Raw genomic sequence first — 24,600 nt, forward strand, 5'->3', positions numbered from 1 at the left:
TGACGGTTCTCGTCCGTTCCAGGGAGTCAGCGTGATGTCGGCCAGCCGCTATACCTATCTCGGTCCCGAGGGCACCTTCACGGAGGCCGCCCTGCGGTCGCTGCCGGAGGCCGCCACCCGGGAGCTGACGCCCATGGTGTCGGTGCCGACGACGCTCGACGCCGTGCGGTCGGGGGCGGCGGCGGCCGCGCTGGTGCCCATCGAGAACTCGGTGGAGGGCGGGGTGACCGCCACGCTCGACGAGCTGGCCACCGGTGAGCCGCTGATGATCTACCGCGAGGTGCTGCTGCCGATCGCCTTCGCGCTGCTGGTGCGGCCGGGCACAAAGCTCACCGAGCTGAAGACGGTGACCGGTCATCCGGTGGCCCAGCCGCAGGTCAGGAAGTGGCTGGCGGCCAATCTCCCGGACGCCGTGTGGGAGTCGGCCGCCTCCAACGCGGACGGCGCGCGGCTGGTGCAGGAGGGCCGCTACGACGGGGCGTTCGCCGGGGAGTTCGCGGCGCCGACGTACGGCCTGGAACCCCTGGTCACCGACATCCACGACGCGCAGAACGCGGCGACCCGCTTCGTGCTGGTCGGCCGCCCGGCGCGGCCCGCCGCCCGGACGGGTGCGGACAAGACGTCCGTGGTGATCTGGCTCGGCGCCGACCATCCGGGTGCGCTGCTGGAGCTGCTCCAGGAGTTCGCGGCGCGCGGCGTCAACCTGGTGCGCATCGAGTCACGCCCGACGGGTGAGGGCATCGGCCGTTACTTCTTCTCGGTGGACCTCGAGGGGCACATCACGGACCGCAGGGTCGGATCGGCCCTGATGGGGCTGAAGCGGATCTGCCCGAACGTGCGGTTCCTGGGCTCGTACCCGCGGGCCGGCGTCAAGCCGTCGGACATGTCCCCGCTGCGCCACGGGACCGCGGACGAGGACTTCGCGGCGGCGGACGAGTGGCTGGCCCGCTGCCAGGACGGCCGGGTCTGAGACCCACCGTCTTGGGGCCTCGGGCCCGGTGCCTGCGGGCCCGGCGCCTGCCGTCCCGGGGCCTCGGGCCCGGTGCCCGGCGTCTCGGGCTTCCGGCCCGACAGAGTTATCCACAGGCGCGGGGCGCGGGCTGGGGACAAGTCGACACATCAACCCGGCGTAATCGACACATCACCCAGCTCGCCCCAACCCGCCTACCCCCACCCACTCACCCTCACGTCATCACTTTTCCCCCGACCGACTCCCCGGAGTGAGCGAATCCCACCCGGAAGAGTGTGTGAACGAGGCTTGAGAGGGGAATCCTGCGCCGAGCACTTCGCGTACCAGATGATCAGCCCGACATCCACAGAACTCACACACAGCCTGTGGATAACCTGCGCCACCGCGCCCCGGCCTGTGGACAACGCGACGGTCAACTCCCCGTTCGCACAAGGAAAGCCGGACGCCGCGCCCGCCCATGTGCCCCATTTCAGGGAATGCGCGCGCTTTCCTCGGCGATGCGCAGGCGCACACGGACAGGCCAATCCCCAGGAATGCCTATCACCACAAAAGCGAGCAAAGCATGAGGCAAGGGAATATCGCGTCGAGCACCGGATGTGCACACCGGTAACCTGGTGGCGTGATTGACCTTCGCCTGCTCCGTGAGGACCCCGACCGTGTGCGCGCCTCCCAGCGTGCCCGTGGAGAGGACGTCGCCCTTGTCGACGCGCTGCTCTCCGCCGACGAGCGGCGCAGGTCGTCCAGCGTCCGCTTCGACGAGCTGCGCGCCGAGCAGAAGGCGCTCGGCAAGCTCATCCCCAAGGCCTCCGGCGACGAGAAGGCGGAGCTGCTGAAGAAGGCGGGCGAGCTGTCCGCCGCGGTGAAGGCCGCCGACGCCGCGCAGGACGAGGCCGCGGAGGAGACCCAGCGGCTGCTGCTCCAGCTCGGCAATCTGGTCCACCCGGACGTGCCCATCGGCGGCGAGGACGACTTCGTCGTCCTGGAGACGGTCGGCACCCCGCGCGACTTCGCGGCCGAGGGCATCACCCCCAAGGACCACCTGGAGCTCGGCGAGCTGCTCGGCGCCATCGACACCGAGCGCGGCGCCAAGGTGTCCGGCTCGCGCTTCTACTACCTGACGGGCGTCGGCGCCCTGCTCGAGCTGGCGCTGGTCAACGCGGCGATGGCGCAGGCCACCGCGGCGGGCTTCACCCCCGTCCTCACCCCGGCCCTGGTCAAGCCCAAGGCCATGGAGGGCACCGGCTTCCTCGGCCAGGCCGCGGACGACGTCTACCACCTCGACAAGGACGACCTCTTCCTGGTCGGCACCTCCGAGGTCCCGCTCGCCGCGTACCACATGGACGAGATCCTGGACGCGGCCGAACTGCCGCGCCGCTACGCCGGGTTCTCCTCCTGCTTCCGCCGCGAGGCCGGCTCGTACGGCAAGGACACCCGCGGCATCTTCCGGGTGCACCAGTTCGACAAGGTCGAGATGTTCGTCTACACGACGCCGGAGGAGGCCGAGGCCGAGCACCAGCGGCTGCTGGAGTGGGAGAAGCAGTGGCTGACCTCGCTCGAGCTGCCCTTCCGGGTGGTCGACCTGGCCTCGGCCGACCTGGGCGCCTCGGCCACGCGGAAGTTCGACTGCGAGGCCTGGATCCCGACCCAGGGCAAGTACCGCGAGCTGACCTCGACCTCCAACACGACCGAGTTCCAGTCCCGGCGGCTGTCGATCCGGATGCGCGAGGACAAGCGGGTACGGCCGCTGGCGACGCTCAACGGCACGCTGTGCGCGGTCACGCGCACCATCGTCGCCCTGCTGGAGAACCACCAGCAGGCCGACGGGTCGGTGCGGGTGCCCGAGGTCCTGCGCCCCTACCTGGGCGGGCGTGAGGTCCTGGAGCCGGTCGCCCGATGAGTGAGCCGGCTCTCCCCTACCGGCTCATCGCCACCGATCTCGACGGGACCCTGCTGCGCGACGACCACACGGTCTCCGAGCGCACCCGGGCGGCGCTCGCCGCGGCCACCGCGGCGGGCGCGGCGCACATCGTGGTCACCGGGCGCACGGTGCCGGTGGCCCGGCGCATCCTCGACGACCTCGACTACCGGGGGCTCGCGGTGTGCGCGCAGGGCGCGCAGGTCTACCACGCGGGCGAGCACCGGCTGCTGACCTCGGTGACGCTGGACCGGCAGCTGGGCGCGCTGGCCCTGGAGAAGATCGAGTCGGAGGTCGGCCCGCTGTTCCTGGCCGTGGCCCGGGACGGTCTCGACGGCAAGGTGCTGTTCGGGCCCGGGTATCGGGTGCACCCCGCGGAGCGGGCGGCCCGGCCGCTCGACGACCGGGCCGGCCTGTGGTCCGCCCCCGTCAGCAAGCTCTACATCCAGCACGCGCGGCTGGGCGACGACGAGCTGGCCGAGGCGGCGCGGGTGGCCGCGGGCGGCCTGGTGGGGGTGACCCTGGCGGGCGCGGGGCTGGTGGAGCTGTTGCCGCTGGGGCTGACCAAGGCGACGGGCCTGTCGCTGGCCGCCCGCCGCCTCGGGATGACCGCGGCCGACACCATCGCCTTCGGCGACATGCCCAACGACATAGCGATGCTCCAGTGGGCGGCCCACGGCGTGGCGATGGCGGGGGCGCACCCGGCGCTGAAGGCCGTGGCCGACGAGGTCACCGCGTCCAACGGCGAGGACGGCATCGCCCTCGTGCTGGAGCGGCTGCTCAGCCCAGGGCCTTGACCGCCTGGTAGTACGTCCAGGCGGTGCTGTTGCAGGCGGTCTTCTTCGCCCCGCTGTAGGCGCCGCACACCCGCTTGAGGTCCTCGTAGAAGGCGCTGTCGAGACGGGCCTTGTTCGCGTCGAAGGCGCCGACGGCCTTGTAGTTGCGGTAGCCGAAGTCATGGCGGGCGCAGGCGGTCTGGAACGGGAAGCCGAAGGGGTTGTCGGGGGACTTGCTGCAGTAGTCCGTCGTCCAGTTGAACTGGTACGCGGACCAGGCGCCCTGGTTGTTGCGCGCCGCGAGCCAGGTGTTGTAGCTGCCGGCGCTCGTCTGGGTCCAGCTGGAGAGCACCTGCGACTTGTCCGCGGGTACGGCGGCGTGGGCGGGCCCGGAGAGGGCCACGGTGGCGGCCGCGGCGACCGCGGTGGCGGCGAGGCTCGTGGCGAGACGACGCATCGGTTCCTCCGATGTCTCTGACGGCGCTTCATATATCGCCGTAGGGAAGGGAGATGGCGCGAGTACGAGGCGGTGCGCGTGGTGCACGCCAAGACTTCGGCAGGTCCCTGACAACCGTCAAGATTCATTGAGTCGTCTGCTTGAACAGAGTTCAACCACCGGGCTTTGGGAGATTCCTCCAAGTGGCCGTGTGATCAGCGCATTTGGCTCATTCTCAGGGGCCGCGCCGCGCCGGGCCGCGCGGCGACAGCAGCAGCGGGCCCGGTCCCTTGATCCGGCGGATCGTCGGGGAGGTCTCCATGCCCCGCACCCCCGGCAGCGCGGCGACCCGCGTGGTCAGATAGTCGTACAGGCCTCGTACGTCCCGGCACACCACAATCGCCAGCAGATTGTGCGGCCCGGTGGTCGCACAGGCGAAGGCCACCTCGGGGTGCGCGGCCACCGCCTCCCCGGCGGCCGCGAGCTCGGCGGGGGGCACCGACAGCCACAGCACGGCCGTGGAGCCGTGGCCGAACAGCCGTGGGTGGTAGTCGACGTCGAAGTAGAGCGTGCCGTCGGAGCGCAGTTCGGCCAGGCGGCGGCGCACCGTCGACTGCGACCAGCCCGTGGCGGCCACCAACTCGGCCAGCCCCGCCCGCCCGTCGCGCGCCAGCACGCCCAGCAGCCGCCGGTCGCCCTCGTCCAGCGCGACGGGAGGACCGGGCGGACGGGGCGAGACGGGATGGGTCAGCCGCTCGATCTGCCGGGGCGTCAGCATGCCGGACTTGCTGACCAGGCCCTCCGGCCCGCCGAAGTACTCGTGGAGCATGCAGTGCGCGGCCACCCCCACCACCCGCGGGGTGCGGGGCAGCTTGCGCAGCAGCAGGGCGTCGCTGTCCTCGCCGGACGCCGCGCGCGTGATGGCGGCGATCTCGGTGCCACCGGACAGCAGGCTCACCCATGAGGTGTCGGGGCGGCGGGCCAGCGCCTCGGCCACCGACACGGCCGCGTCCGGGGCGCACTGCACCCGCACCAGCCAGACGACCTCGCCGAGCGCGACGGGGTCGGTGAGCCCCAGCACCCGGATCGTCCCCGCCGTGCGCAGCCGGGTGTAGCGGCGCGCCACGGTCTGGTCGGAGACGCCGAGCACATCGGCGATCCGGCTGAACGGGGCCCGGCCGTCGAGCTGGAGGGCCTGGACGAGCTGCCGGTCCAGGTCGTCGTGGGCCTCGTGGGTGACCCGGGTGTCGGAATACACCGCGAAAGGTTACCTCTTGTCGGATCACGCCACCCGAGCCGCGCCGGCTGGAAGAGATCGGGACGACTGACGACCGTGGACGTCACGGGGGGTACGGCGTCGGGCCGGGCCCCACTCGCTGTGGAACTCGGAGTTCGTCATGCGGAGCAAATGGTGGCCGCTCGCGGCCATCACCCTCGGCAATTTCATGCTGCTGATCGACGTCACGATCGTGAACTCGGCGCTGCCCCAGGTCGCGCAGGGCCTGGACGCCTCGTTCACCTCCCTCCAGTGGGTGATGGACATCTACGCGCTGGCGCTCGCCGCCCTGCTGATGGCCGCCGGTTCGGCGGCCGACCTCTTCGGCCGGCGCCGGCTGTACCTGCTCGGGCTGACCGTCTTCGCCCTCTCCTCGCTGGCCTGCGGACTGGCCCCGGGCACCGGGGTGCTGATCGCCGCCCGCGGGGTGCAGGGCGTCGGGGCGGCGGCGATGTTCGCCACCACCACCCCGCTGCTGATGGCCACCTACACCGGCCGCGACCGCGGCGTCGCCTTCGGCGTGTGGGGCGGGACCAGCGGGGCGGCCGCGGCGGTCGGGCCGGTGCTCGGCGGGCTGCTGACCGAGTACGCCGACTGGCGGGCGATCTTCCTGGTCAATCTGCCGCTGACGGCGATCGCGGTGTGGATCACGCTCCGTACGGTCGGCGAGTCGCGCGGCGCCGCCGGCGCGCGGATCGACTGGCCGGGCGCCGCGTCCTTCACGCTGTGCGCCGGCGCTCTGACGTACGGGCTGATGCGGGGCGGCGAGGAGGGCTGGTCCGAGGGCGGCACGGTCGCGTCGCTGGTGGCCTCCGCCCTCGCGCTGGTCGTGTTCGTCCTGGTGGAGCGCCGGAAGCGGCAGCCGCTGCTGGACCTGGGGCTGATGCGCCGCCCCACCTTCGCGGTGCTGATGGCGGCGGCCCTGCTGCTCCAGGCGGCCGCCTTCCCGTACCTCACCTACGCGGGGATGTGGCTGCAGTCCGTCCTCGGCCTCAGCCCGGTGCAGGCCGGGCTCTCGGTGACCCCGATGGCGGGCATGGCGCTGATCGTCGGAGCGGCCGGCGGGCGGGTGCTGGAACGCGTCGCTCCGGGGCGTGCGCTCGGCGGCGGGCTGCTGCTGGTGAGCGCGGGGGCGCTGGTCACCACCGCGCTGCTGACGGCGGATTCCGACTGGACGGTCTTCGTCCCCGGGCTGCTGCTGGGCGGGCTCGGCATCGGCCTGGCCATGCCGGTCCTGGTGTCCGCCGCGCTCGGCGCGGCCCCGCCGGAGCGCGCCGGGATGGCCAGCGGCGCCGTGAACACCTTCCGCCAGCTGGGGTACGCGCTCGGGATCGCCGTCCTCGGCACCGTGTTCGCGACGCGGGTACGGGATGTCGTCGACGGCAGCGGAGCCGTCCCGGGGCGCGCCGCCGGGCAGGCGGCCGGCGCCATCAGCGGCGGCCACGCCGACGCGGTGATCACCGCCGCCCCGGCGGGGCGGGCGGCGGAGGCGAAGGCGCTGGTGCGGGAGTCCTTCGTGGCGGGGCTCGACCGCATCTGCCTGATATCCGGCGTCGCCGCGCTCGCGGCGGGCCTGCTGGTGCTGGCGGTCGTGCGCGGCGAGCCGGGCGCCCCGGCGAAGCCCGGCGCCCCGGCGGACAAGACCGCGCCCCCGGCGGAGCCGGCCCGTACCTGAGCCGGGCCCTCACCGAGCCGAGCCGGGCCCTCACCGAATCGGGCCCTCACCGAACCAAACCGAACCTGGCCGGGGCCGCGCGGAATCGCGGCCCCGGCCACGGGCGTACCCGCCGCCAAGGAAGGTGTACACTGCAAACAGATTTGTAGGATGACTGGGCAACCGGTCAGGGGCCGGGGCTGGCTTCGAAGGGGGTGCGCATGGCGCTGCGGGCGGCGGGGCGGCAGTCCCTCGTGGACACGGTCGTCGAGCAGCTGCGCGCCCAGCTCACCGGCGGCGAGTGGAAGGTCGGCGACCGCGTCCCCACCGAGCACGCGCTCGCCGAGCAGCTCCAGGTCGGCCGGAACACCGTCCGCGAGGCGGTGCGGGTGCTCGTCCACGACGGGATGCTCCGGTCCCGGCAGGGCGAGGGCACCTTCGTGGTCTCCACCACCGACCCGGCCGCGGTGATGCGCGGGCTGCGGCGCGCCGGGATCCGCGACGTCCTGGAGCTGCGCGTCGCACTGGAGGCGGAGGGCGCGCGGCTCGCCGCGCTGCGCCACCGCCCCGCCGACCTGACGCGGATGCGCGCGGCCCTGGCGGCCCAGGCGGCCCTGGAGGACGCCGCGGGGCAGCCGGACGCCGACCGCCATGAGCTGTACGCCGAGCACGACGTCGCGTTCCACACCGCCGTGGTCGACGCGGCGCACAACTCGGCGCTGAGCGCCACCTACGCCTGGTTCAGCGGGACCGTGCGCGAGGCGCTGGTCACCGCGCTCGGCGACCGGGAGATGCCGCGCCTGGTGCCCGGCGACCACCAGGCGGTCGTGGACGCGATCGCCTCCGGGGACCCGGAAGCGGCCGAGGCGGCCGCGCGGGCCCTGCTCGAGGTGCCCAAACGCGCCGTGGAGGCGCTGCTCGCCGCGGACTCCGTCTGAAGCCCGGCCCCACGCTCACCCACCCCCTCGTCCCCACCCCACCATGCCCACGCACCCCCAGGAGGAGCGCTCCTTGTCACGCCCGCAGCTGCCGGAACCGCCGCTCACCCGCATCGCCGCCGAGCCCCCGCTGGTGGACGCCGAGACCGATCTGCGGCCCACCCCCGAGGTGGTCGCCGCGCGCCGCGGGCTGCGGTCCCACCCCGCGCTCCTGCTGCTGGGCATCGTGCTGGCGTCGGTCAACATGCGGGCCTCGCTGGCCGGAGTCTCCCCGCTGCTCGGCGAGATCAGCGACCACTACGGCCTGTCCGCCACGACCGGCAGCCTGGTGACGACCATTCCGCTCGTCTTCATGGGCCTCGCCTCGCCGCTGGCGCCCCGGCTCGCCCGCCGCTGGGGCACGGAGGCGGTCCTGCTGGCCGCGCTGGTGCTGCTGTGCGGCGGCGTGCTGCTGCGCGTCGCGCCGCCGCTCGCCGCCCTCTTCGCGGGCGGCGCGCTGGTCGGCAGCGGGATCGCCCTGCTCAACGTGCTGATGCCGGGGCTGATCAAGCGGGACTTCCCGCACCGGGCCGCCGGGATGACCGCCCTCTACACCACCGCGATGATCGGCGGCGCCACGCTCTCCGCCGCGGCCGCCGTGCCGCTGGAGAACGCGCTGGGCGGCTGGCGCGGCTCGCTCGCCTCCTGGTCGCTGCCGGCCGCGGTCGCCGCGGCGGCCTGGCTCCCGCAGGCGCTGCTCGCCCGCCGCGGCACCCGCCACGGCCAGGCGGCGGCCGTGCCCGTACGGACCGCGACCGCGACCGGGCCCCAACCGGGGTCCAAGGCCGGTCGCGGGCTGGCGCGCTCGCCGCTGGCCTGGCAGGTCACCCTCTTCATGGGCCTCCAGTCGCTGATCGCGTACGTCACCATCGCCTGGATGCCGACGATCCTCACCGACGACGGCATGAGCAAGGGCGCCGCCGGTCTGGTCTTCGCCTTCAGCACGCTGGTCCAGATGGCCGGTTCGTTCCTGGTGCCGCTGCTCGCCGGGCGGATGCGGAGCCAGCGGCTGCTGGCCGTCGCGGTCGCGGCGCTGATGGCCTCGGGCATCGCCGGGCTGCTGGTCGCCCCGGCGGGCGGGGCCTGGCTGTGGGCGGCCCTGATCGGGGTCGGGCAGGGCGGCTCGGTGGGCCTGGCGCTGACGATGATGGTGCTGCGCACCTCGGACGCGCACACCTCGGCCCGGCTGTCGGGGATGGCGCAGACGTGGGGCTATCTGCTCGCCGCGGCCGGCCCGCTGGTGCTCGGCGCGGTGCACCAGGCGACGGGTGGCTGGGCGCTGCCGATCGGGCTGATGCTCGCGGTGTGCGCGGCGCTCGCGCTGCTGGGCCTGGGCGCGGGCCGCGACCGCGTGATCCGCCCGTAGCCCCGGCCCGTAACCCGTAACCCGCAGCCCCCGGCCCGTAACCCGGAACCCATTGCCCGTGGCCCGGAACCCGGAGAACTCACGGGGCCCGGCGCCCCTGGGCCCCCTTGGGTCACTCCTCTCCCGCGAGCGTCAGGCCGCGCAGCTTCCGCCCCGCGTACCAGGTCGCGGCCACGGTCACGGCGGTCAGCAGCACCACGGCGGCGGGCAGCCCCACCTCGGAGGAGACCGCCCCGCTGTCGGCGACCTTCTGGGCGAGCGCAAGCGCCCACTGCTGGACGCTGAGCACGCGGGCCCCGGGGACCAGGCTGCCGAAGAGCGACTCCCACACCAGGGCGTAGACCAGGCCCACGATCACCGCGTGCCGGGTGACGGTGCCCAGCAGCAGGAACATCGCGCTGTAGGCGACCGAGGCGACGGCTGCGGCGACGGCGTAGGCGACGGCCAGCTGTTGGCCGTTCCCGTTGAGGACGAAGCCCGCGAGCAGGGTGGGCACCGCCGAGAAGACGACGGTGACCCCGGTCGCGACGGCGAACTTGGTCAGGATGATCGTCGGCCGCTTGACGGGCTTGGCCAGCAGGTAGACGACCGAGCCGTCGTCGATCTCCGGGCCGATCGCGCCCGTCCCGGCGATCACCCCGATCAGCGGGACCATCGTGGCGAGCGCGAAGCCGCCCAGGACGGCGTCGGCGGTCTGGTCGTCGGCGCCGGACAGGACCCGTACGGCCACCGCGATGACCAGCAGCAGCGCGGGCAGGGTGAACAGGATCAGCGCCCGGCGGCGGCCGAGCAGGGCCCGGTAGGTGAGCCGGGCGACGGTGGGGTGGTAGAGCGAGGACATCGCTTCCAGGGCTCCTTTCCGGCCGCTCAGGCCGCGACGAGGTAGGAGAAGACGCTCTCCAGGGACTCGTCGGAGGGCGAGACCGTGAGGAGCCGGACGCCCAGGTCACGGGCGACCCGGGGCAGCAGTTCGGTGAAGCGGGCGAAGTCGACCGCCTGGATGTGCAACCCGGCCTCGGGGCCGCCGCTCGCGTCCACCTCGATGCCCGCGGTGGAGTGGTCGGCGATGAGGGCGGCAGCGAGCGCGCGGTCGTCGCTGGAGCGCACCAGATAGCGGTGCGGCCGGTCGGTCATCAGGCGGCGGATCTTGCGGAAGTCCCCGGAGGCCGCGTGCCGGCCGGCGACGATCACCTCGATGTGCGCGGCGAGCTGCTCCACCTCCTCCAGGATGTGCGAGGAGAACAGGACGGTACGGCCCTCGTCCCCCATCCGCCGCAGCAGCTCCATGAGTTGCATCCGCTGGCGCGGGTCCATGCCGTTGAACGGCTCGTCGAGCAGCAGCACCGACGGCTCGTGGACGAGCGCGGAGGCCATCTTCACCCGCTGGCGCATGCCCTTGCTGTACGTGGCGATCCGGCGGGAGCCCGCGAAGTCCATCTCGACCGTCTCCAGCGCCTTGCGGGCGGCGGCGCGGGGATCGGGCAGGCCGTGCAGCTCGGCGTTGGCGATGACGAACTCGCGGCCGGTGAGGAAGTCGTACATCCCCTCGCGCTCGGGGACGAGGCCGATCCGGCGGTACGCCTGCTCATTGCGCCAGATGGTGGCCCCGTCCAGGGTGACGGTTCCGGTGGAGGGCGCCAGGAAGCCGCCCATCATGCTGATGAGAGTGGACTTGCCCGCGCCGTTGGGGCCGAGCAGGCCGGTGACACCGGGGCCGATCGTCATGGTCACGTCGTTGACGGCCACGACATTCCCGAACCAGCGGGAGACGTTGTCGATGGCGATCGTGGTCACAGCCCGACCTTTCGGTAGCGGCGCAGGAGCAGGCCGTAGGAGCCGGCGATCAGGCCGAGGAGGACGAGGAGGTAGACGAGCCCGGCCCCGGTGCCCGGGCCGTATCCGCCGGGGAAGGCGGAGGAGGCGCCGAGGAAGGCCGTCTGCACGCCGTCGATAATGGTGATCGGCGAGAACAGCCCGATCCAGCTGACCGCCCCGGTGTTGGCCTGGTCGTACGCGATGGCCTGGAGGGTGGAGACCGCTCCGTAGGAGATGGTCAGCACGGCGATGACGGCCGCGACGCCGAAGCCCCGGCGCGGGGTGAGCGCGGCGATGACCAGGCTGATGCCGGCGAAGAGGAGCGAGAGCAGAAGCACGGAGACCAGTCCTTGCGCGAAGGACTTCGTCTGGTCGGCGAAGTCCAGCTTGGCGAGCAGGGCACCCGCGTACATGATCACCAGCGGCGCGGCGGTGAGGGCGAAGAGCGCGGACGCCATGGCGGCGAACTTGGCCGTCACGTAGTCCATCGCCTCTATGGGGCGGGAGAAGTACAGCGGGATCGTCTTGAAGCGCAGGTCCCGGGAGACGGACTGGGGGGCCTGGGCCGCGGTGTACAGGCCGATGACGGCCTGCATGATGATCGCGTACCGCGTGTACTGGACGGGGAGCTGGTCGCCCTTGGTCACCACGGTCACGGAGACCAGGATGATGGCGGGCACGCACATCACGGCGGCGAGCAGCATCGGCGCGACCTTCGACTTGGCCGAGCGGCCGAGGCCGTAGGCGCCGCGCAGGCTCTGCGAGAACAGCGAGCGGCGGGCGTAGGCGCGGCCCAGGCGCGGGCCGTCGTAGTGGCGGTAGCCGATGTTGTGGATGACGTCGGCGCGCTGCTGGGTCGTGGTCTCAGGCGGCATCGGCGGCACCTCCGCTTCCGTTCTCGTCGTCGCGGAAGATCTCCGCGATCCGGTGGCGGCGCTGCTCCATGCGGATCAGGCCGAGGCCGAGCCGGGCGATGGCGTCCCGCACCGTGTCGTACGTCTCGTCGCCGGCCACGTCCACGAGCAGCACGTGCTCGGAGGCGGGCGCCCCGTCGCCGGCGCGGCTCGCGGGCTGGACCTCGAGACCGGCCTCGGCCAGGGCGGCGCGCAGCGCGGCCGTGCCGTCCGGGTGCGCGGCGGTGTCGGTCACCTCGATCGCGAGCGAGGCCGTGGCCTGGGTGAAGTCGCGGGTGGAGCTGGAGCGCAGCAGCCGGCCGCCGTCGATGACGACGACGTGGTCGCAGGTCCGCTCCAGCTCGCCCAGCAGATGCGAGGTGACCAGGACCGAGATGCCGAAGTCGGTGTGGACCCGGCGGATCAGGCCGAGCATCTCGTCGCGGCCGGCCGGGTCGAGGCCGTTGGTGGGCTCGTCGAGGAGGACCAGCCGCGGGTCGTGGACCAGCGCCTGGGCGAGCTTGACGCGCTGCTTCATGCCGGTGGAGTAGCCGCCCATGGGGCGGTACCGCTCCTCGTACAGCCCCACGTGGCGCAGGGTGTCGGCGGTCCGCTCGCGGGCGGCGGTGGGCGGCAGGCCGGACATGCGCGCCATGTGGACGACGAACTCGGTCGCCGAGACGTCGGGCGGCAGGCAGTCGTGCTCGGGCATGTAGCCGACCTGCTCGCGGATGGCGCTGCCGTCGGTGGCCACATCGAGGCCCAGGACGGTGGCGCGCCCCTCGCTCGCGGGGGACAGCCCCAGCAGGATCTTGATCAGGGTGGACTTGCCGGCCCCGTTGGCACCTACCAGGCCGGTGACGCCCGGCGTGATGTCGACGGAGAGCCGGTCGAGCGCGGTGACCCGGGGGAACCGCTTGCTCAGGCTTTCGGTGGCGATCACAGTCACAGTTCGACCGTAGTGGCGTGGGCCACACCGCACGTCAGTCCAGACGGCTGGATTTCCCTAGTCCTCCGGTCTGACGACCCCGTAGGGGGCGGCACTTTCGGCAGGGCCCGGCTGTTCAGGGGCGGCACTTTCGGGAGGGCCGGCTGCGCGGGCCGGCGGCGCTGTGCGGGCCGGCCCTCATGATGCTCGCAGCCCCGGCGCCCCCCATACCGGGAACCAGCGGCCCAGGTCCTCCTCCACCCGCAGATCGTCGGCGAGCAGCCCCCGCACCTGGAGCTCGAGGGCGTTGTTCCGCCTCTCCCCGCCGCCGGGAAGCGGCGCGAAGGGGTAGAACGTGCCGCGCTTGTAGAGGTACACCAGCGCCAGCGGCCGGGCCTCCGCGTCCTGGAAGCCGACCAGCGAGCACAGCAGCTGGGGGCCGAAACCGGCCTCCTGGAGCAGGGTGTTGACCGCGTGCAGATCGCTCACCAGCGCCGCCAGGTCGCCCGGCGGCTGCCGGGCCAGCAGCCAGGTGTAGCCGTACCCGTCCCGGCTGAACTCGACGGGCGCCCCGCCGCGTTCGGTGTCCGCGTCCAGCAGGGCCCGCACCTCCTCCTGGAGCCGGTCGAAGGCCCCGCCCTCGACGCTCGCGAAGCACACCGAGCCCAGCCCCGTAGGGGTGAACCCGGCCCCGGCCTCCAGCGTGACCGCCGCCGACGGCAGCGCGAAGAGCTGGTCGAGGTCGGGGCGGGCGGGCTTGCTGCGGCCGAGTACGGCGTCCCAGAACCCCATGGCGCTCAGCCCCTCCCTTCCTGGCCGAGCTGGGCGGCGACACGGGCCAGCTGGTCGAGTCGCCGCTCCAGCGGGGGGTGGGAGGCGAGCAGGCTGCTCAGGCTCTGCCCGCTCAGCGCCGGGGCGAAGTAGAAGGCGTTGAACGGCTCCGCGTGGCGCAGGTCGCGCGTCGGTATTCGGGCCATCTGCCCGGTCACCTTGGTCAGCGCGGCGGCCAGCGCCGAGGGGCGGCCGGTCAGCAGCGCGCCGGCGCGGTCGGCGCTGAGCTCCCGATAGCGGGACAGCAGCCGGGTGAGCAGGAAGCTGATCACATAGACGACGGCGCTCACCAGCGGGATGATCAGCACCGCTATGGCGGTGTTGCTGTCCCGGCTGTTGCGGCTGGTCAGGCCGCCCCACAGGGCGACGCGGGTCAGCATCCCGGCCAGCACACCCAGGAACGAGGCTATGGTCATGACCGCCACATCCCGGTGGGCTACATGGGACAGCTCGTGCGCGAGCACGCCCTCCAGTTCCTCCGGCTCCAGCCGGCGCAGCAGCCCCGTGGTCGCGCACACCATCGCGTTGCGCTGGTTGCGACCGGTCGCGAAGGCGTTGGGCACGTCCGTGTCGGCGATGGCCACCTTCGGCTTGGGCATGTCGGCGAGCGCGCACAGCCGGTCCACCGCGCCGTGCAGCTCGGGCGCCTGCTCCGGGGTGACCTCCCGGGCGCCCATGGAGAACGCCGCGATCCGGTCGCTGAACCAGAACTGCGCCACGAACAGCCCGCCCGCGATCAGCAGGATCAGCGGCCAGGCCCCGCGCAGCAGGGCCAGCAGCACGCCGACGAAGACCACGTAGAGCAGCCCGATGAAGAACATCGTGGTCACCATGCGGGTGGTCAGGCCCCGGTCGGGGGCGTATCGGGTACGTGGCATGGGTGCCTCCCAGCGAAGGTGGCGTCCGGCCGGTGGTGTGCCGCCGGAATCTCTACACCCGATTCTGCGCCTCACGACCGTATTGCCGGATTAAACGCGCCTTGCCCCGACAAAACCTTTCACATAAGAGTGAAGGCTTTTGATCCATTCGCCCTATCCGGAGTTGCGGCACGCCCCGGGTCAGCCGCTGAGCTGGGCCAGGGCGTCCGTGGCGATCTTCTCGAAAACGGCCAGGTCCGCCGCGAAGACCGAGTCGGGGATCGGCCAGTGCAGCACGATCTCGTCCACGCCCAGCCGCGCATGCTCGCCCGCGAAGTCCACGAACGCGTCGAGGGAGGACAGCGGCCGCCCGGGGTCCGGGGTGAAGCCGGTGAGCAGGATCTTGTCCAGCTCCGCGACGTCCCGCCCGGACTCGGCGCACGCCTCGCCCAGCCGGGAGATCTGCCGGCCGATGGCGGCCACCGACTCGGCCGGCGTCCCGGTCTCGTAGATCTTCGGGTCGCCCGTGGTCACCCACGCCTGCCCGTACCGCGCCGCGAGCCGCAGCCCGCGCGGGCCGGTGGCGGCGACGGCGAAGGGCAGCCGGGGCCGCTGGACGCAGCCGGGGATGTTGCGTGCCTCCCGGGCGCTGTAGTAGCGGCCCTCGTACGTCACCGCGTCCTCGGTCAGCAGCCGGTCCAGCAGCGCCACGAACTCGCCGAAACGGTCGGCCCGCTCGCGCGGCGTCCACGCCTCCTCCGCGCCGCGCAGCAGCGCCGTCGCGTCGAAGCCGGAACCGCCCGCCCCGATGCCCAGCGTGACCCGGCCGCCCGAGACGTCGTCCAGGGAGATCAGCTCCTTGGCGAGGGTCACGGGGTGGCGGAAGTTGGGGGAGGTGACCAGGGTGCCAAGACGCAGCCGGGAGGTCGCCGCGGCCGCCGCCGTGAGCGTGGGGACCGCCCCGAACCAGGGCCCGTCACGGAAGGTGCGCCACGACAGGTGGTCATAGGTGTACGCGGCGTGGAAACCGAGCTGCTCGGCGCGCTGCCACACCTCCCGGCCACCCTCGGACCAGCGGCGTACGGGCAGGATCACGGTGCTCAGTCGCATGCCCTCGAGCTTAGGGGGTGCCTTGTGGATCACGCTGGGCTCCCGACGTCGCGGGCCCCGTCGGGCACTCCTGCCCGGCATATGCGGGAGGATGGTTGTCGTGACTCCAGCAACCGAGCAGTCCGAGACCCCGGCCGCAGACAGATCCGTACCCGCCGTTTTCCGGCCCCGGCTGATCGCCACCGACCTCGACGGCACCCTGTTGCGCAACGACAAGACGGTCTCGGACCGCACCGTCGCCGCCCTCGCCGCGGCGGAGCAGGCGGGCATCGAGGTCTTCTTCGTGACCGGCCGGCCTGCCCGCTGGATGGACGTCGTCAGCGCCCATGTGCACGGCCACGGCCTGGCCATCTGCGCGAACGGCGCGGCCGTCGTCGATCTGCACGACGGCGGGCGGCTGATCGAGACCTGCCCGCTGCCCGACCACCAGGCCCTCGCCGCCGTGGAGGCCCTGCGCCGCGCGGCCCCCGGCACCTCCTTCGCGGTCGAGCGCACCGGCGGGATCTGCTACGAGCCGGAATACCCCCCCTTCCACCGCGACCCGAGCGCGATCATCGCCCCCGCCGAGAAGCTGCTGGCCGAAGGCGGCGAGCACGACGGCACACCGGTCCTCAAGCTGCTCGCCCACCACCCCGCGCTGGCGCCCGACGCCTTCCTGGACCTGGGCCGCGCGGCGGCCGGCGTCCACGGCGACTTCACCCGCTCCAGCCCCACCGCCCTGCTGGAGATCAGCGGGCTCGGGGTGAGCAAGGCCAGCACCCTGGCCCGGTGCTGCGCCCAGCGGGGCATCGCCCCCGAGGAGGTCGTGGCGTTCGGCGACATGCCCAATGACCTGGACATGCTGGCCTGGGCAGGCACCTCGTACGCGATGGCCAACGCCCACCCGCACGTGCTGGGGTCGACCACCCACCGCACCGTCAGCAATGAGGAGGACGGGGTCGCGGCCGCCATCGAGCGGATCCTGGAGCGGCTGGAGGGCTGAACCCGGAGCAGCGGAACCGCCCCCCGGCCGGGTCGGCCGGGGGGCGGTTCCGCGAGCCCGGAATCGGTATGGCCTGTCGGTATCACCAGAAGATGACGGCGTATCCGTCGCCCCCGGGGCCGCCCGCCGTGCCGGGCGCACCTGCCGCGCCACCCGTGCCGCCGTCGCCGCCCTCGCCCCTGATCCCGGGCGGGTCGACGATGCCGTCGACCTCTTCGCCGCCCCCGTCCCCGGCGGTCCCGCTGTCACCGGTCCGGACCACGCCGCCCGTGGAGCAGGTGCCGGTGCCGCCGGCGCCACCCGCGCCGTTGGTGCCATTGGCGGCGCCGACGCCGGGGCCGCCGCCCGTGCCGCCGCCACCGCCGGTGGCGTTGAGCAGGACACCGGCGCCGCCCGTCACGTTCGTGGTGCCACCGCCGCCGCCGGTGCCACCGGCGGTGGCGACGGGACCTGCGGTACCACCAGTGCCGCCGGTACCCAGGTGCACGGTGTAGCTCTGGGTGGACTGGACCGGGATGACGCACCAGGTGAAGCCACCGGCGCCACCGCCACCGCCGTTGCCGCCGACGCCGGTACCGAGCGGCGTGGCCCCGCCACCACCACCGCCGCCGCCACCGCCGGCGCCCCACGCCTGGACGTGCACCGAGGTGACGCCCGGGGGAGGCGTGAAGGTCCCGTTCGCGGTGAACTCCCGCACCCCGTGCAGCACGGTCGGGTACTGCGGAGGCCTGGGGGGCCGGGGGCCGCCGCCCAGGGGGCTCTCGTCCGCGATGGCGGTGGGGGCCGAGGTCAACAACTGACTGCTCAGGGCCGCCGCCGTCACGACGGCGGCGAAGAGGGCCCGGTAGCGCGTCCGGGATCGTCTGGGGGTTGCGCTCTGGGTGTTCACGTGATGACTTCCTTCCCCGCGTCGGGCCAACAACTGTCGCGGAGTGCGATGGGACGATATGAGGACCAAGCGGCCCGCGAGGCTCATCCCACCGCCGGTCATGGAGGCGCGCATTCTGACGCGGCAATAGTTGGACCGCGTAGGTGAGCGGTTGCCCTGCCCGGGCTAACTCCTCCCCTGGCACCGCCTTGCCCCGCACCGGGGGAGCCGCCGGGTAAACCGTCCACCGCGAAAAGTCACCTGGACTACGCTTCGGCCTCCTCTTTCGGGGCTCGGTTCTCCTCCGGGGCGCCTCAGCCCCTGTCGACGGTCGACCGTGCTCGGCCCCTCGTACCTCGGGGCCTCCGCGCGCTCTCCCTTTCGACAGCGGCGCGCCCCTTCGGCTCACTCGCCGCCAGAGAAGCCGCGCCGGCCGCCAGGCCGTCCTCCTCGGCCTCGCGCCGCAGCATCCGGCGGAACGGGCCTTCGGCCGAGGCGAGTTGGGCGTAGGTGCCGCGCTGCACGGTCCGGCCCTCTTCGAGCACGACGACCTCGTCGACCGCCTCCAGGCCCGCCAGCCGATGGGTGATCAGCACGGTCGTACGCCCCCGTGTGGCCGACAGCAGATCCGCCGTCAGCGCGTCGGCGGTCGGCAGGTCCAGGTGCTCGGCGGGCTCGTCGAGCACCAGCACCGGAAAGTCGGCGAGCAGCGCGCGGGCCAGGGCCAGCCGCTGCCGCTGCCCGCCGGACAGCCGCGCGCCCGACTCGCCGACCAGCGTGTCCAGGCCCTCGGGCAGCCCGTCCACCCACGTCAGCAGCCGGGCCGCGGCCAACGCCCGGCGCAGTTCGCCGTCGCTCGCGTCGGGGCGGGCCAGACGGAGGTTCTCGCGCAACGAGCTGTCGAAGATGTGCGCGTCCTGGGCGCACAGACCCACCAGCCGCCGTACCGCGTCGGGGTCCATGGCCGCGGTGTCGCGGCCCGCGAGCGTGTACGAGCCCGACCGCGGGTCCAGGAAGCGGAGCAGCACATGCGCCAGGGTGGTCTTGCCCGACCCGGACGGGCCGACCACGGCGACCCGGTGGCCCGGCCGCAGCTCCAGGTCGAACCCGTCCAGGGCGGGCGCGCGCCGTCCCGGATACCGGGCGGAGACCCGGTCCAGGACCAGCGGGTAGGGTCCCCGCGGCGCCTCGGCGCCTGCCTTCGCCGGCCGCTCCATCACGGCTGCCTCGTCCACCACGTTGCCCCTCACGGGCGCGCCGTCCTCCACGGGCGGGCCGTCCACCACGTCGTACACCCGGCGCGCGGCCCGCCGCACCCGCTGGCGGTGCTGCACCGCGAGGGGCAGACCCGCGACCGCCTCGAACGCGGCGAGCGGCATCAGCACCACGACGGCCAGCCACACCCCGCCGAGCCGGCCGTCGGCCACGGCCCGCACGCCCACCCAGGCCGAGGCCGCGACGGTCAGCCCGCACGCCAGCGCGGACAGTCCGGCCCCAACTCCGGTCGCGGCGGCCGCCCGCCGGGCGATCCGGGTGAGCACGCCGTCGACGCGCCGCACCTCGTCCAGCCGGCGCGGCAGGGCACCGGCGACGGTCAACTCGGCGGTGCCGGTGAGCACCTCGACGACCTGGGCCGACAGCGCGCCGCGCGCCGGGGCCAGCCGACGCTCGGCGTGGCGGGCCAACGCGCCGGAAACCAGCGGTGCCACGGCCCCGGCCACCACGAGCCCGGCCGCCAGCACGGCGCCCGCCTCCGGCAGCAGCCACCCGGTGAAGCCCACCGAGGCCACGCCCACGGCCAGCGCGGCGCCCACCGGCAGCAGCCAGCGCAGGAAGTAGTCCTGGAGGGCGTCCACATCGGCGACCAGCCGGGACAGCAGATCGCCGCGCCGGGTGTCCCTGAGCCCGACCGGCGCCAGCCGCTCCAGCCTGCGGTAGACGGCGACCCGCAGTTCGGCGAGCACCCGCAGCACGGCGTCGTGCGAGACCAGGCGCTCGGCGTAGCGGAAGACAGCCCGGCCGATCCCGAAGGCCCGGGTCGCGGTGACCGCCACCATCAGATAGAGCACGGGGGGCTGCTGCCAGGCGCGCGAGATCAGCCACCCCGAGACGGCCATCAGCCCGACGGCGCTGGCCGACGCGAGGGTCGCGAGCAGCAGCGCGAGCGTGAACCGGCCCCGCCAGTCCCGCGCCGACTCCCGCACCCACGCCAACGCGGAGCCGTGCGCGCGGGGCGCCTCGCCGGCCGCCGCGGCATCGGAGGCCGCCTGAGGACCCGCTTCCTGAGGACCCGAGGTCTGAGGGCCCGCCGGGTCGGTGGTCGCTTGAGGGCCGGCCGGGTCGGCGGCCGCCGCTCGGGGTGCGTCGTGGTGCGCGGGTTCGGCCCAAGGGGCCGGGGGCCGGGGGGCGGTGGCGGGGCCGGGCAGCCGCACCACGCGGTCGGCGACGGCCAGCAGGGCCGGGCGGTGGACGACCAGGAGGACCGTGCGGCCCTCGGCCAGCCGCCGCACCGCCTCCACGACCGCAGCCTCCGTCTCCCCGTCCAGGCCCGCGGTCGGCTCGTCCAGCAGCAGCACCGGCCGGTCGGCCAGGAACGCGCGCGCCAGCGCGATCCGCTGCCGCTGCCCCGCGGACAGGCCCGCGCCCATCTCGCCGAGGCGGGTGCCGGCCCCGTGCGGCAGCGCGTCGACGAAGCCGAGCGCGCCCGCGTCCCGCAGCGCGGCCCGTACCGCCGCGTCGTGGGCGTCCGGTCGCGCCAGCCGTACGTTGTCGGCGATCGTCCCGGCGAAGAGATACGGGCGCTGGGGCACCCAGGCGATCTGGCGGCGCCAGCTCTCCGGGTCGAGCGACGCCAGGTCCCGCCCCGCGACCAGCACCCGGCCCGCGGTCGGCTCGGCGAACCCCAGCAGTGCGTTCAGCAGCGTGGTCTTGCCCGCCCCGCTGGGGCCGACGAGGGCCACGGTCTCCCCCGGGAGGATCTCGAACGAGGTCGCGGCCAGGGACGGTTCGGACCGGCCGGGGTGGCGCACCTCCAGCCCCTCCACGCTCAGCGTCGCGCCCCGGGCGTCGGGGGCGGGCGCGTCGCCCGCTGCCCTGGGCTCGCGTTCGAGGACCGCGAAGACCTCGTCGGCGGCCGCGAGCCCTTCCGCCGCCGCGTGGTAGTGCGTGCCCACCTGCCGCAGCGGCAGATACGCCTCGGGGGCCAGGACGAGCACCACCAGCCCGGTGTACAGGTCCAGCTCGCCGTGGACCAGCCGCATGCCGATGCCGACGGCGACGAGCGCGACCGACACCGTGGAGAGCAGTTCGAGCGCGAAGGAGGACAGGAAGGCCAGGCGCAGGGTGCGCAGCGTCGCCCGCCGGTAGTCCGCGGTGATGGCGCGGATCGACGCGGCCTGGGCCTTGGCGCGGCCGAAGACCTTGAGGGTCGGGAGCCCGGCGACGACGTCCAGGAAGTGTCCGGAGAGCCGGGACAGCAGTCGCCACTGACGGTCCATCCGGGACTGGGTGGCCCAGCCGATGAGGATCATGAAGAGCGGGATCAGCGGCAGGGTGGCGGCGATGATCAGGGCCGAGACCCAGTCGGCGGTGAGGATGCGGGCGAGCACCGCCACCGGCACCACGATGGCCAGGCCCAGTTGCGGCAGATAGCGGGCGAAGTAGTCGTCCAGGGCGTCGATGCCCCGGGTGGCGAGGGTGGTGAGCTCCCCCGTGCCCCGCCCGCCCGACCGCCCGGCACCCGACCGCCCGGCACTCGACCGCCCGGCACTCGGCTGCCCGGCGCCCGGCCGCTCCGCGCCCGGCACATCCGCGTCCGGCGCATCCGCGTCCGGCGCGTCGGCCCCCATCCGCTCGGGTCCCAGCCGCACCGCATGCGCGAGCAGCCGCATCCGCAGCTCCGACTTGACCGCCGCACCGGCTCGGTGGGCGGCCAGTTCGGTGAGCCATGCGACCGCGGCGCGGCCGACGGCGACGGCCGCCAGCAGCGCCAGCGGGCGCCCGAGGTCGCCCGGGGCGGCGCCGCGGACGAAGGCGGCGACCACCACCTCGGCGATGAGCATGGCCTGCGCCACCACCAGCCCCGCCGCCACCAGCCCCAACGCCACGGACGCGGCGAGGAAGAGACGGGTCGCCCGGGCGTGACGCAGCAGCCGGGGGTCGACTGGTTTCACGTGAAACACACCACCCGTGGGATCAGTGACCGGTCGGCTCGGGGATGTGCTGGGTGCCGATCCGCTTGCGGAAGACCCAGTAGGTCCACGCCTGGTAGGCCATCACCAGCGGGGTCATCACGGCCGCCACCCAGGTCATGATCGTCAGCGTGTACGGGCTCGACGCCGCGTCCGCCGCCGTCAGGCTCCACCTCGGGTCCAGCGAGGAGGGCATGACGTCCGGGAAGAGCGCGAGGAAGAGCATCGCGACCGCGGCGGCGATGGCCACCCCGGACAGGGCGAACGCCCAGCCCTCCCGTCCGAGCCGGTTCATCACCAGCGCCGCGAGCAGCGCGACCACGGCGACCAGCAGCGCGGCCAGCGACCGTCCGTTGCCGGTGTCGTGCTGGGTCCAGCCGAGCCAGACCGCGGCCAGCACGGCGCCGACCGGGCCGAGCCCCGCCGCGTATCGCCGGGCTCGCGTCCGGATCTCCCCGACCGTCTTGAGCGAGGCGAACACGGCGCCGTGGAAGGTGAACAGCACCAGGGTGACCGCCCCGCCGAGCAGGGCGTGCGGGTTGACCAGGTCGAGGAGGTCGCCGGTGTAGTTCTTGTCCGGCCCGATCGGCACCCCGCGCACCATGTTGGCGAAGATCGCACCCCACAGGAAGGCGGGGAGCAGCGAGCACCAGAAGATCACGTTCTCCCAGTTGCGCTGCCAGCGATCCTCCGGCCGCTTGTGCCGGTACTCGAAGGCGACGCCGCGCAGGATCAGGCAGACCAGGACGGCCAGCAGTGGCAGGTAGAAGCCGCTGAAGAGCGTCGCGTACCAGTCGGGGAAGGCGGCGAAGGTCGCGCCGCCCGCCGTGATCAGCCAGACCTCGTTGCCGTCCCAGACCGGGCCGATGGTGTTGATGAGCACCCGGCGTTCCGTACGGTCCCGGGCCAGCGGCTTGGTCAGCACGCCGATGCCGAAGTCGAAGCCCTCGAGGAAGAAGTAGCCGATCCACAGGACGGCGATCAGCACGAACCAGACGTCGTGAAGGTGCGGTGACATGGCTCTCTCCGGCTCAGTACGCGAAGGTCAGCGGCTTGTCGGCGTCGGCGTCGGCGTTGCCGTGCGCCCCTCCGGCGCCCGGGCCGCCGGAGGGCAGCCGCAGCCGGGGGTCCTTGGCGGGGGGCTTCTCGTCGGTGTCCGGCCCGGCCTTGGCGTACTTGGCCAGCAGCCGCACCTCCACCACCGCGAGCACGCCGTACAGCAGGGTGAAGACGCCCAGGGATATGAGGACTTCGGTCCGGCTGACGCCGGGGGAGACCGCGTCGGCGGTCTTCATCAGCCCGTACACCACCCACGGCTGGCGTCCCATCTCGGTGAAGATCCAGCCGAAGGAGTTGGCGATCAGCGGGAAGCCCATGGTCAGGATGCCGATCCGCCAGGACCACTTGGTCAGCAGCGGGCTCATCTCGCGCTTCTTGGTGAGCATCAGCCGCGGCACCTCGTCCTCACCGGTGCGGAAGGCGGGGGACAGCCACCGCTTGCGCCGGGTCGTCCACAGCCCGATGAGCGCGGCGGCGAACGAGGTCATCCCGAAGCCGATCATCAGCCGGAAGCCCCAGAAGGTCATGAAGATGCTGGGGATGTAGTCCTCGGGCTGTCCTCCGTAGGCCGCGGCCTCCTTCGCGGCCACGTCGTTGATGCCGGGGACGGAGTCGGTGAAGTTGCTGTGCGCGAGGAAGGAGAGCACCCCGGGGACCTCGAGCTCGACGCTGTTGTGTCCCTTGCTGACGTCGCCGACGGCGAAGACCGAGAAGGGCGCGGGCGCCTGGGTCTCCCACAGCGCCTCGGCCGCGGCCATCTTCATCGGCTGCTGCTCGAACATCACCTTGCCGAGCTGGTCGCCGCTGATGGCCGTGCCCAACCCCGCGATCACGGCGACGACCAGACCCACCCGCAGCGAGGCCCGCATCGCCCCGACCTGCTTCTTCTGCTTCTCACCCAGCTCCTCGCCGCGGTCCTGCCGGCGCTTGGCCCGCCGCAGGTGGAAGGAGGCGATGCCCACCATGAAGGCCGCGCCGGTGAGGAAGGCCGCGGTCAGGGTGTGGAAGACCACGACCAGGGTGGTGTTCTGGGTCAGCACCGCCCAGATGTCGGTGAGCCGCGCCTTGCCGGTGGCCTGGTCGATGGCGTAGCCGGTCGGGTGCTGCATCCACGAGTTCGCGGCGAGGATGAAGTACGAGGAGAGGACGGTGCCCAGCGCGACGATCCAGATGCAGGCGCAGTGGATCTTCTTCGGCAGCTTGTCCCAGCCGAAGATCCACAGCCCGATGAAGGTGGACTCGAAGAAGAAGGCGAGCAGCGCCTCCATGGCCAGCGGGGCGCCGAACACATCGCCCACGAAGCGCGAGTAGTCCGACCAGTTCATGCCGAACTGGAACTCCTGGACGAGACCGGTGACCACGCCCATCGCGATGTTGATCAGGAAGAGCTTTCCCCAGAACTTGGTCGCGTGGAAGTACTTCTCCTTGCCGGTGCGGACCCAGGCGGTCTCCAGTCCGGCGGTGATGGCGGCGAGAGAGATCGTGAGGGGGACGAAGAGGAAGTGGTAGACGGTGGTGATGCCGAACTGCCATCGCGCCAGCGTCTCCGGCGCCAGAGCCAGATCCACGGGAATCTCTCCTTACGGTCTTGCCACGGGGTCGGCCCGCACCCCAGAGGAGCTTGTGAACGTATTCACATTCACAAGCTATGATACGCACGTGCGTGCGCCCCTTCTCACCGGGGGGTGGAAGGGGCG

The 24,600-nt window shown here is 73.1% G+C and carries 20 protein-coding genes; 7 read left to right on the forward strand and 13 right to left on the reverse strand.

Features of this window, described 5'->3' with window-relative positions; translation table 11 throughout:
* Window positions 1-34 precede the first annotated feature (34 nt).
* The 3 genes from pheA to BBH68_RS12920 all read left to right on the forward strand — a co-directional run bounded on the left by pheA (window position 35) and on the right by BBH68_RS12920 (window position 3,682).
* Window positions 35-970: a prephenate dehydratase gene (gene pheA / locus BBH68_RS12910; RefSeq protein WP_065961846.1), complete on the forward strand. Its 936-nt coding sequence runs from the start codon at window positions 35-37 to the stop codon at window positions 968-970.
* Between the two features lie 619 nt (window positions 971-1,589).
* Window positions 1,590-2,867 (forward strand): serine--tRNA ligase, encoded by a 1,278-nt coding sequence (serS, locus tag BBH68_RS12915; protein WP_065961847.1) that lies wholly within the window; start codon window positions 1,590-1,592, stop codon window positions 2,865-2,867.
* A complete protein-coding gene (locus BBH68_RS12920) occupies window positions 2,864-3,682 on the forward strand; it encodes a Cof-type HAD-IIB family hydrolase (RefSeq protein WP_065961849.1) in 819 nt (272 codons plus the stop codon). The genes serS and BBH68_RS12920 overlap by 4 nt, the downstream gene beginning before the upstream one ends.
* Here the strand turns inward: BBH68_RS12920 and BBH68_RS12925 are convergent.
* Together BBH68_RS12925 and BBH68_RS12930 are read right to left on the reverse strand one after the other, a co-directional pair.
* Window positions 3,666-4,118, reverse strand: a complete 453-nt coding sequence (locus BBH68_RS12925; protein ID WP_065961850.1) for a phospholipase — start codon at window positions 4,116-4,118, stop codon at window positions 3,666-3,668. The two genes, BBH68_RS12920 and BBH68_RS12925, sit on opposite strands and share 17 nt — an antisense overlap.
* 214 nt (window positions 4,119-4,332) lie before the next feature.
* The gene (locus BBH68_RS12930; RefSeq protein WP_065961852.1) at window positions 4,333-5,355 is read right to left on the reverse strand and encodes an Lrp/AsnC family transcriptional regulator; all 1,023 of its coding nucleotides are present in this window, start codon (window positions 5,353-5,355) and stop codon (window positions 4,333-4,335) included.
* Window positions 5,356-5,494: 139 nt separating this feature from the next.
* Here BBH68_RS12930 and BBH68_RS12935 point away from each other — a divergent pair, with 139 nt between their 5' ends.
* The 3 genes from BBH68_RS12935 to BBH68_RS12945 all read left to right on the forward strand — a co-directional run bounded on the left by BBH68_RS12935 (window position 5,495) and on the right by BBH68_RS12945 (window position 9,370).
* Window positions 5,495-7,048 carry an MFS transporter gene (locus tag BBH68_RS12935; RefSeq protein ID WP_065961855.1) on the forward strand — a complete coding sequence of 518 codons (1,554 nt, stop codon included), beginning with the start codon at window positions 5,495-5,497 and terminating at the stop codon, window positions 7,046-7,048.
* A gap of 200 nt (window positions 7,049-7,248) precedes the next feature.
* On the forward strand, window positions 7,249-7,965 hold the full coding sequence (locus BBH68_RS12940) for a FadR/GntR family transcriptional regulator (protein ID WP_065961856.1): 717 nt from the start codon (window positions 7,249-7,251) through the stop codon (window positions 7,963-7,965).
* Between the two features lie 73 nt (window positions 7,966-8,038).
* Window positions 8,039-9,370: a CynX/NimT family MFS transporter gene (locus BBH68_RS12945; protein ID WP_245738036.1), complete on the forward strand. Its 1,332-nt coding sequence runs from the start codon at window positions 8,039-8,041 to the stop codon at window positions 9,368-9,370.
* A gap of 112 nt (window positions 9,371-9,482) precedes the next feature.
* Here BBH68_RS12945 and BBH68_RS12950 read toward each other — a convergent pair whose 3' ends face one another.
* The 7 genes from BBH68_RS12950 to BBH68_RS12980 form a co-directional block, all read right to left on the reverse strand.
* Window positions 9,483-10,211 carry an ABC transporter permease subunit gene (locus tag BBH68_RS12950; protein WP_065961859.1) on the reverse strand — a complete coding sequence of 243 codons (729 nt, stop codon included), beginning with the start codon at window positions 10,209-10,211 and terminating at the stop codon, window positions 9,483-9,485.
* Window positions 10,212-10,237: 26 nt separating this feature from the next.
* On the reverse strand, window positions 10,238-11,164 hold the full coding sequence (locus tag BBH68_RS12955) for an ABC transporter ATP-binding protein (RefSeq protein ID WP_065961861.1): 927 nt from the start codon (window positions 11,162-11,164) through the stop codon (window positions 10,238-10,240).
* On the reverse strand, window positions 11,161-12,060 hold the full coding sequence (locus BBH68_RS12960; protein ID WP_065961953.1) for an ABC transporter permease subunit: 900 nt from the start codon (window positions 12,058-12,060) through the stop codon (window positions 11,161-11,163). The genes BBH68_RS12955 and BBH68_RS12960 overlap by 4 nt, the downstream gene beginning before the upstream one ends.
* Window positions 12,050-13,027: an ABC transporter ATP-binding protein gene (locus tag BBH68_RS12965; RefSeq protein WP_076970921.1), complete on the reverse strand. Its 978-nt coding sequence runs from the start codon at window positions 13,025-13,027 to the stop codon at window positions 12,050-12,052. The genes BBH68_RS12960 and BBH68_RS12965 overlap by 11 nt, the downstream gene beginning before the upstream one ends.
* 177 nt (window positions 13,028-13,204) lie before the next feature.
* Complete coding sequence (gene pspAB, locus BBH68_RS12970; protein WP_065961866.1) at window positions 13,205-13,798, reverse strand: PspA-associated protein PspAB; 594 nt, start codon at window positions 13,796-13,798, stop codon at window positions 13,205-13,207.
* A gap of 5 nt (window positions 13,799-13,803) precedes the next feature.
* On the reverse strand, window positions 13,804-14,715 hold the full coding sequence (htpX, locus tag BBH68_RS12975) for a zinc metalloprotease HtpX (RefSeq protein ID WP_065961869.1): 912 nt from the start codon (window positions 14,713-14,715) through the stop codon (window positions 13,804-13,806).
* A gap of 180 nt (window positions 14,716-14,895) precedes the next feature.
* Window positions 14,896-15,804 carry an LLM class flavin-dependent oxidoreductase gene (locus BBH68_RS12980; protein WP_065961956.1) on the reverse strand — a complete coding sequence of 303 codons (909 nt, stop codon included), beginning with the start codon at window positions 15,802-15,804 and terminating at the stop codon, window positions 14,896-14,898.
* Window positions 15,805-15,895: 91 nt separating this feature from the next.
* Between BBH68_RS12980 and BBH68_RS12985 the strand changes: the two genes are divergently transcribed.
* Complete coding sequence (locus BBH68_RS12985) at window positions 15,896-16,786, forward strand: HAD family hydrolase (protein WP_065961873.1); 891 nt, start codon at window positions 15,896-15,898, stop codon at window positions 16,784-16,786.
* Between the two features lie 82 nt (window positions 16,787-16,868).
* On the opposite strand, the gene BBH68_RS41940 is transcribed toward BBH68_RS12985, so the two are convergent.
* The 4 genes from BBH68_RS41940 to BBH68_RS13005 all read right to left on the reverse strand — a co-directional run bounded on the left by BBH68_RS41940 (window position 16,869) and on the right by BBH68_RS13005 (window position 24,471).
* Complete coding sequence (locus BBH68_RS41940; protein WP_065961876.1) at window positions 16,869-17,675, reverse strand: hypothetical protein; 807 nt, start codon at window positions 17,673-17,675, stop codon at window positions 16,869-16,871.
* 293 nt (window positions 17,676-17,968) lie between these two features.
* Window positions 17,969-21,826, reverse strand: coding sequence for a thiol reductant ABC exporter subunit CydD (gene cydD, locus BBH68_RS12995; protein WP_079150954.1), 3,858 nt, complete (start codon window positions 21,824-21,826; stop codon window positions 17,969-17,971).
* A 22-nt stretch (window positions 21,827-21,848) separates the two neighbouring features.
* A complete protein-coding gene (gene cydB / locus BBH68_RS13000) occupies window positions 21,849-22,862 on the reverse strand; it encodes a cytochrome d ubiquinol oxidase subunit II (RefSeq protein ID WP_065961877.1) in 1,014 nt (337 codons plus the stop codon).
* A 13-nt stretch (window positions 22,863-22,875) separates the two neighbouring features.
* Window positions 22,876-24,471: a cytochrome ubiquinol oxidase subunit I gene (locus BBH68_RS13005; RefSeq protein ID WP_065961878.1), complete on the reverse strand. Its 1,596-nt coding sequence runs from the start codon at window positions 24,469-24,471 to the stop codon at window positions 22,876-22,878.
* Between the last annotated feature and the right edge of the window lie 129 nt (window positions 24,472-24,600).

The sequence above is a fragment of the Streptomyces sparsogenes genome (assembly GCF_001704635.1).
Classification (GTDB): domain Bacteria; phylum Actinomycetota; class Actinomycetes; order Streptomycetales; family Streptomycetaceae; genus Streptomyces; species Streptomyces sparsogenes.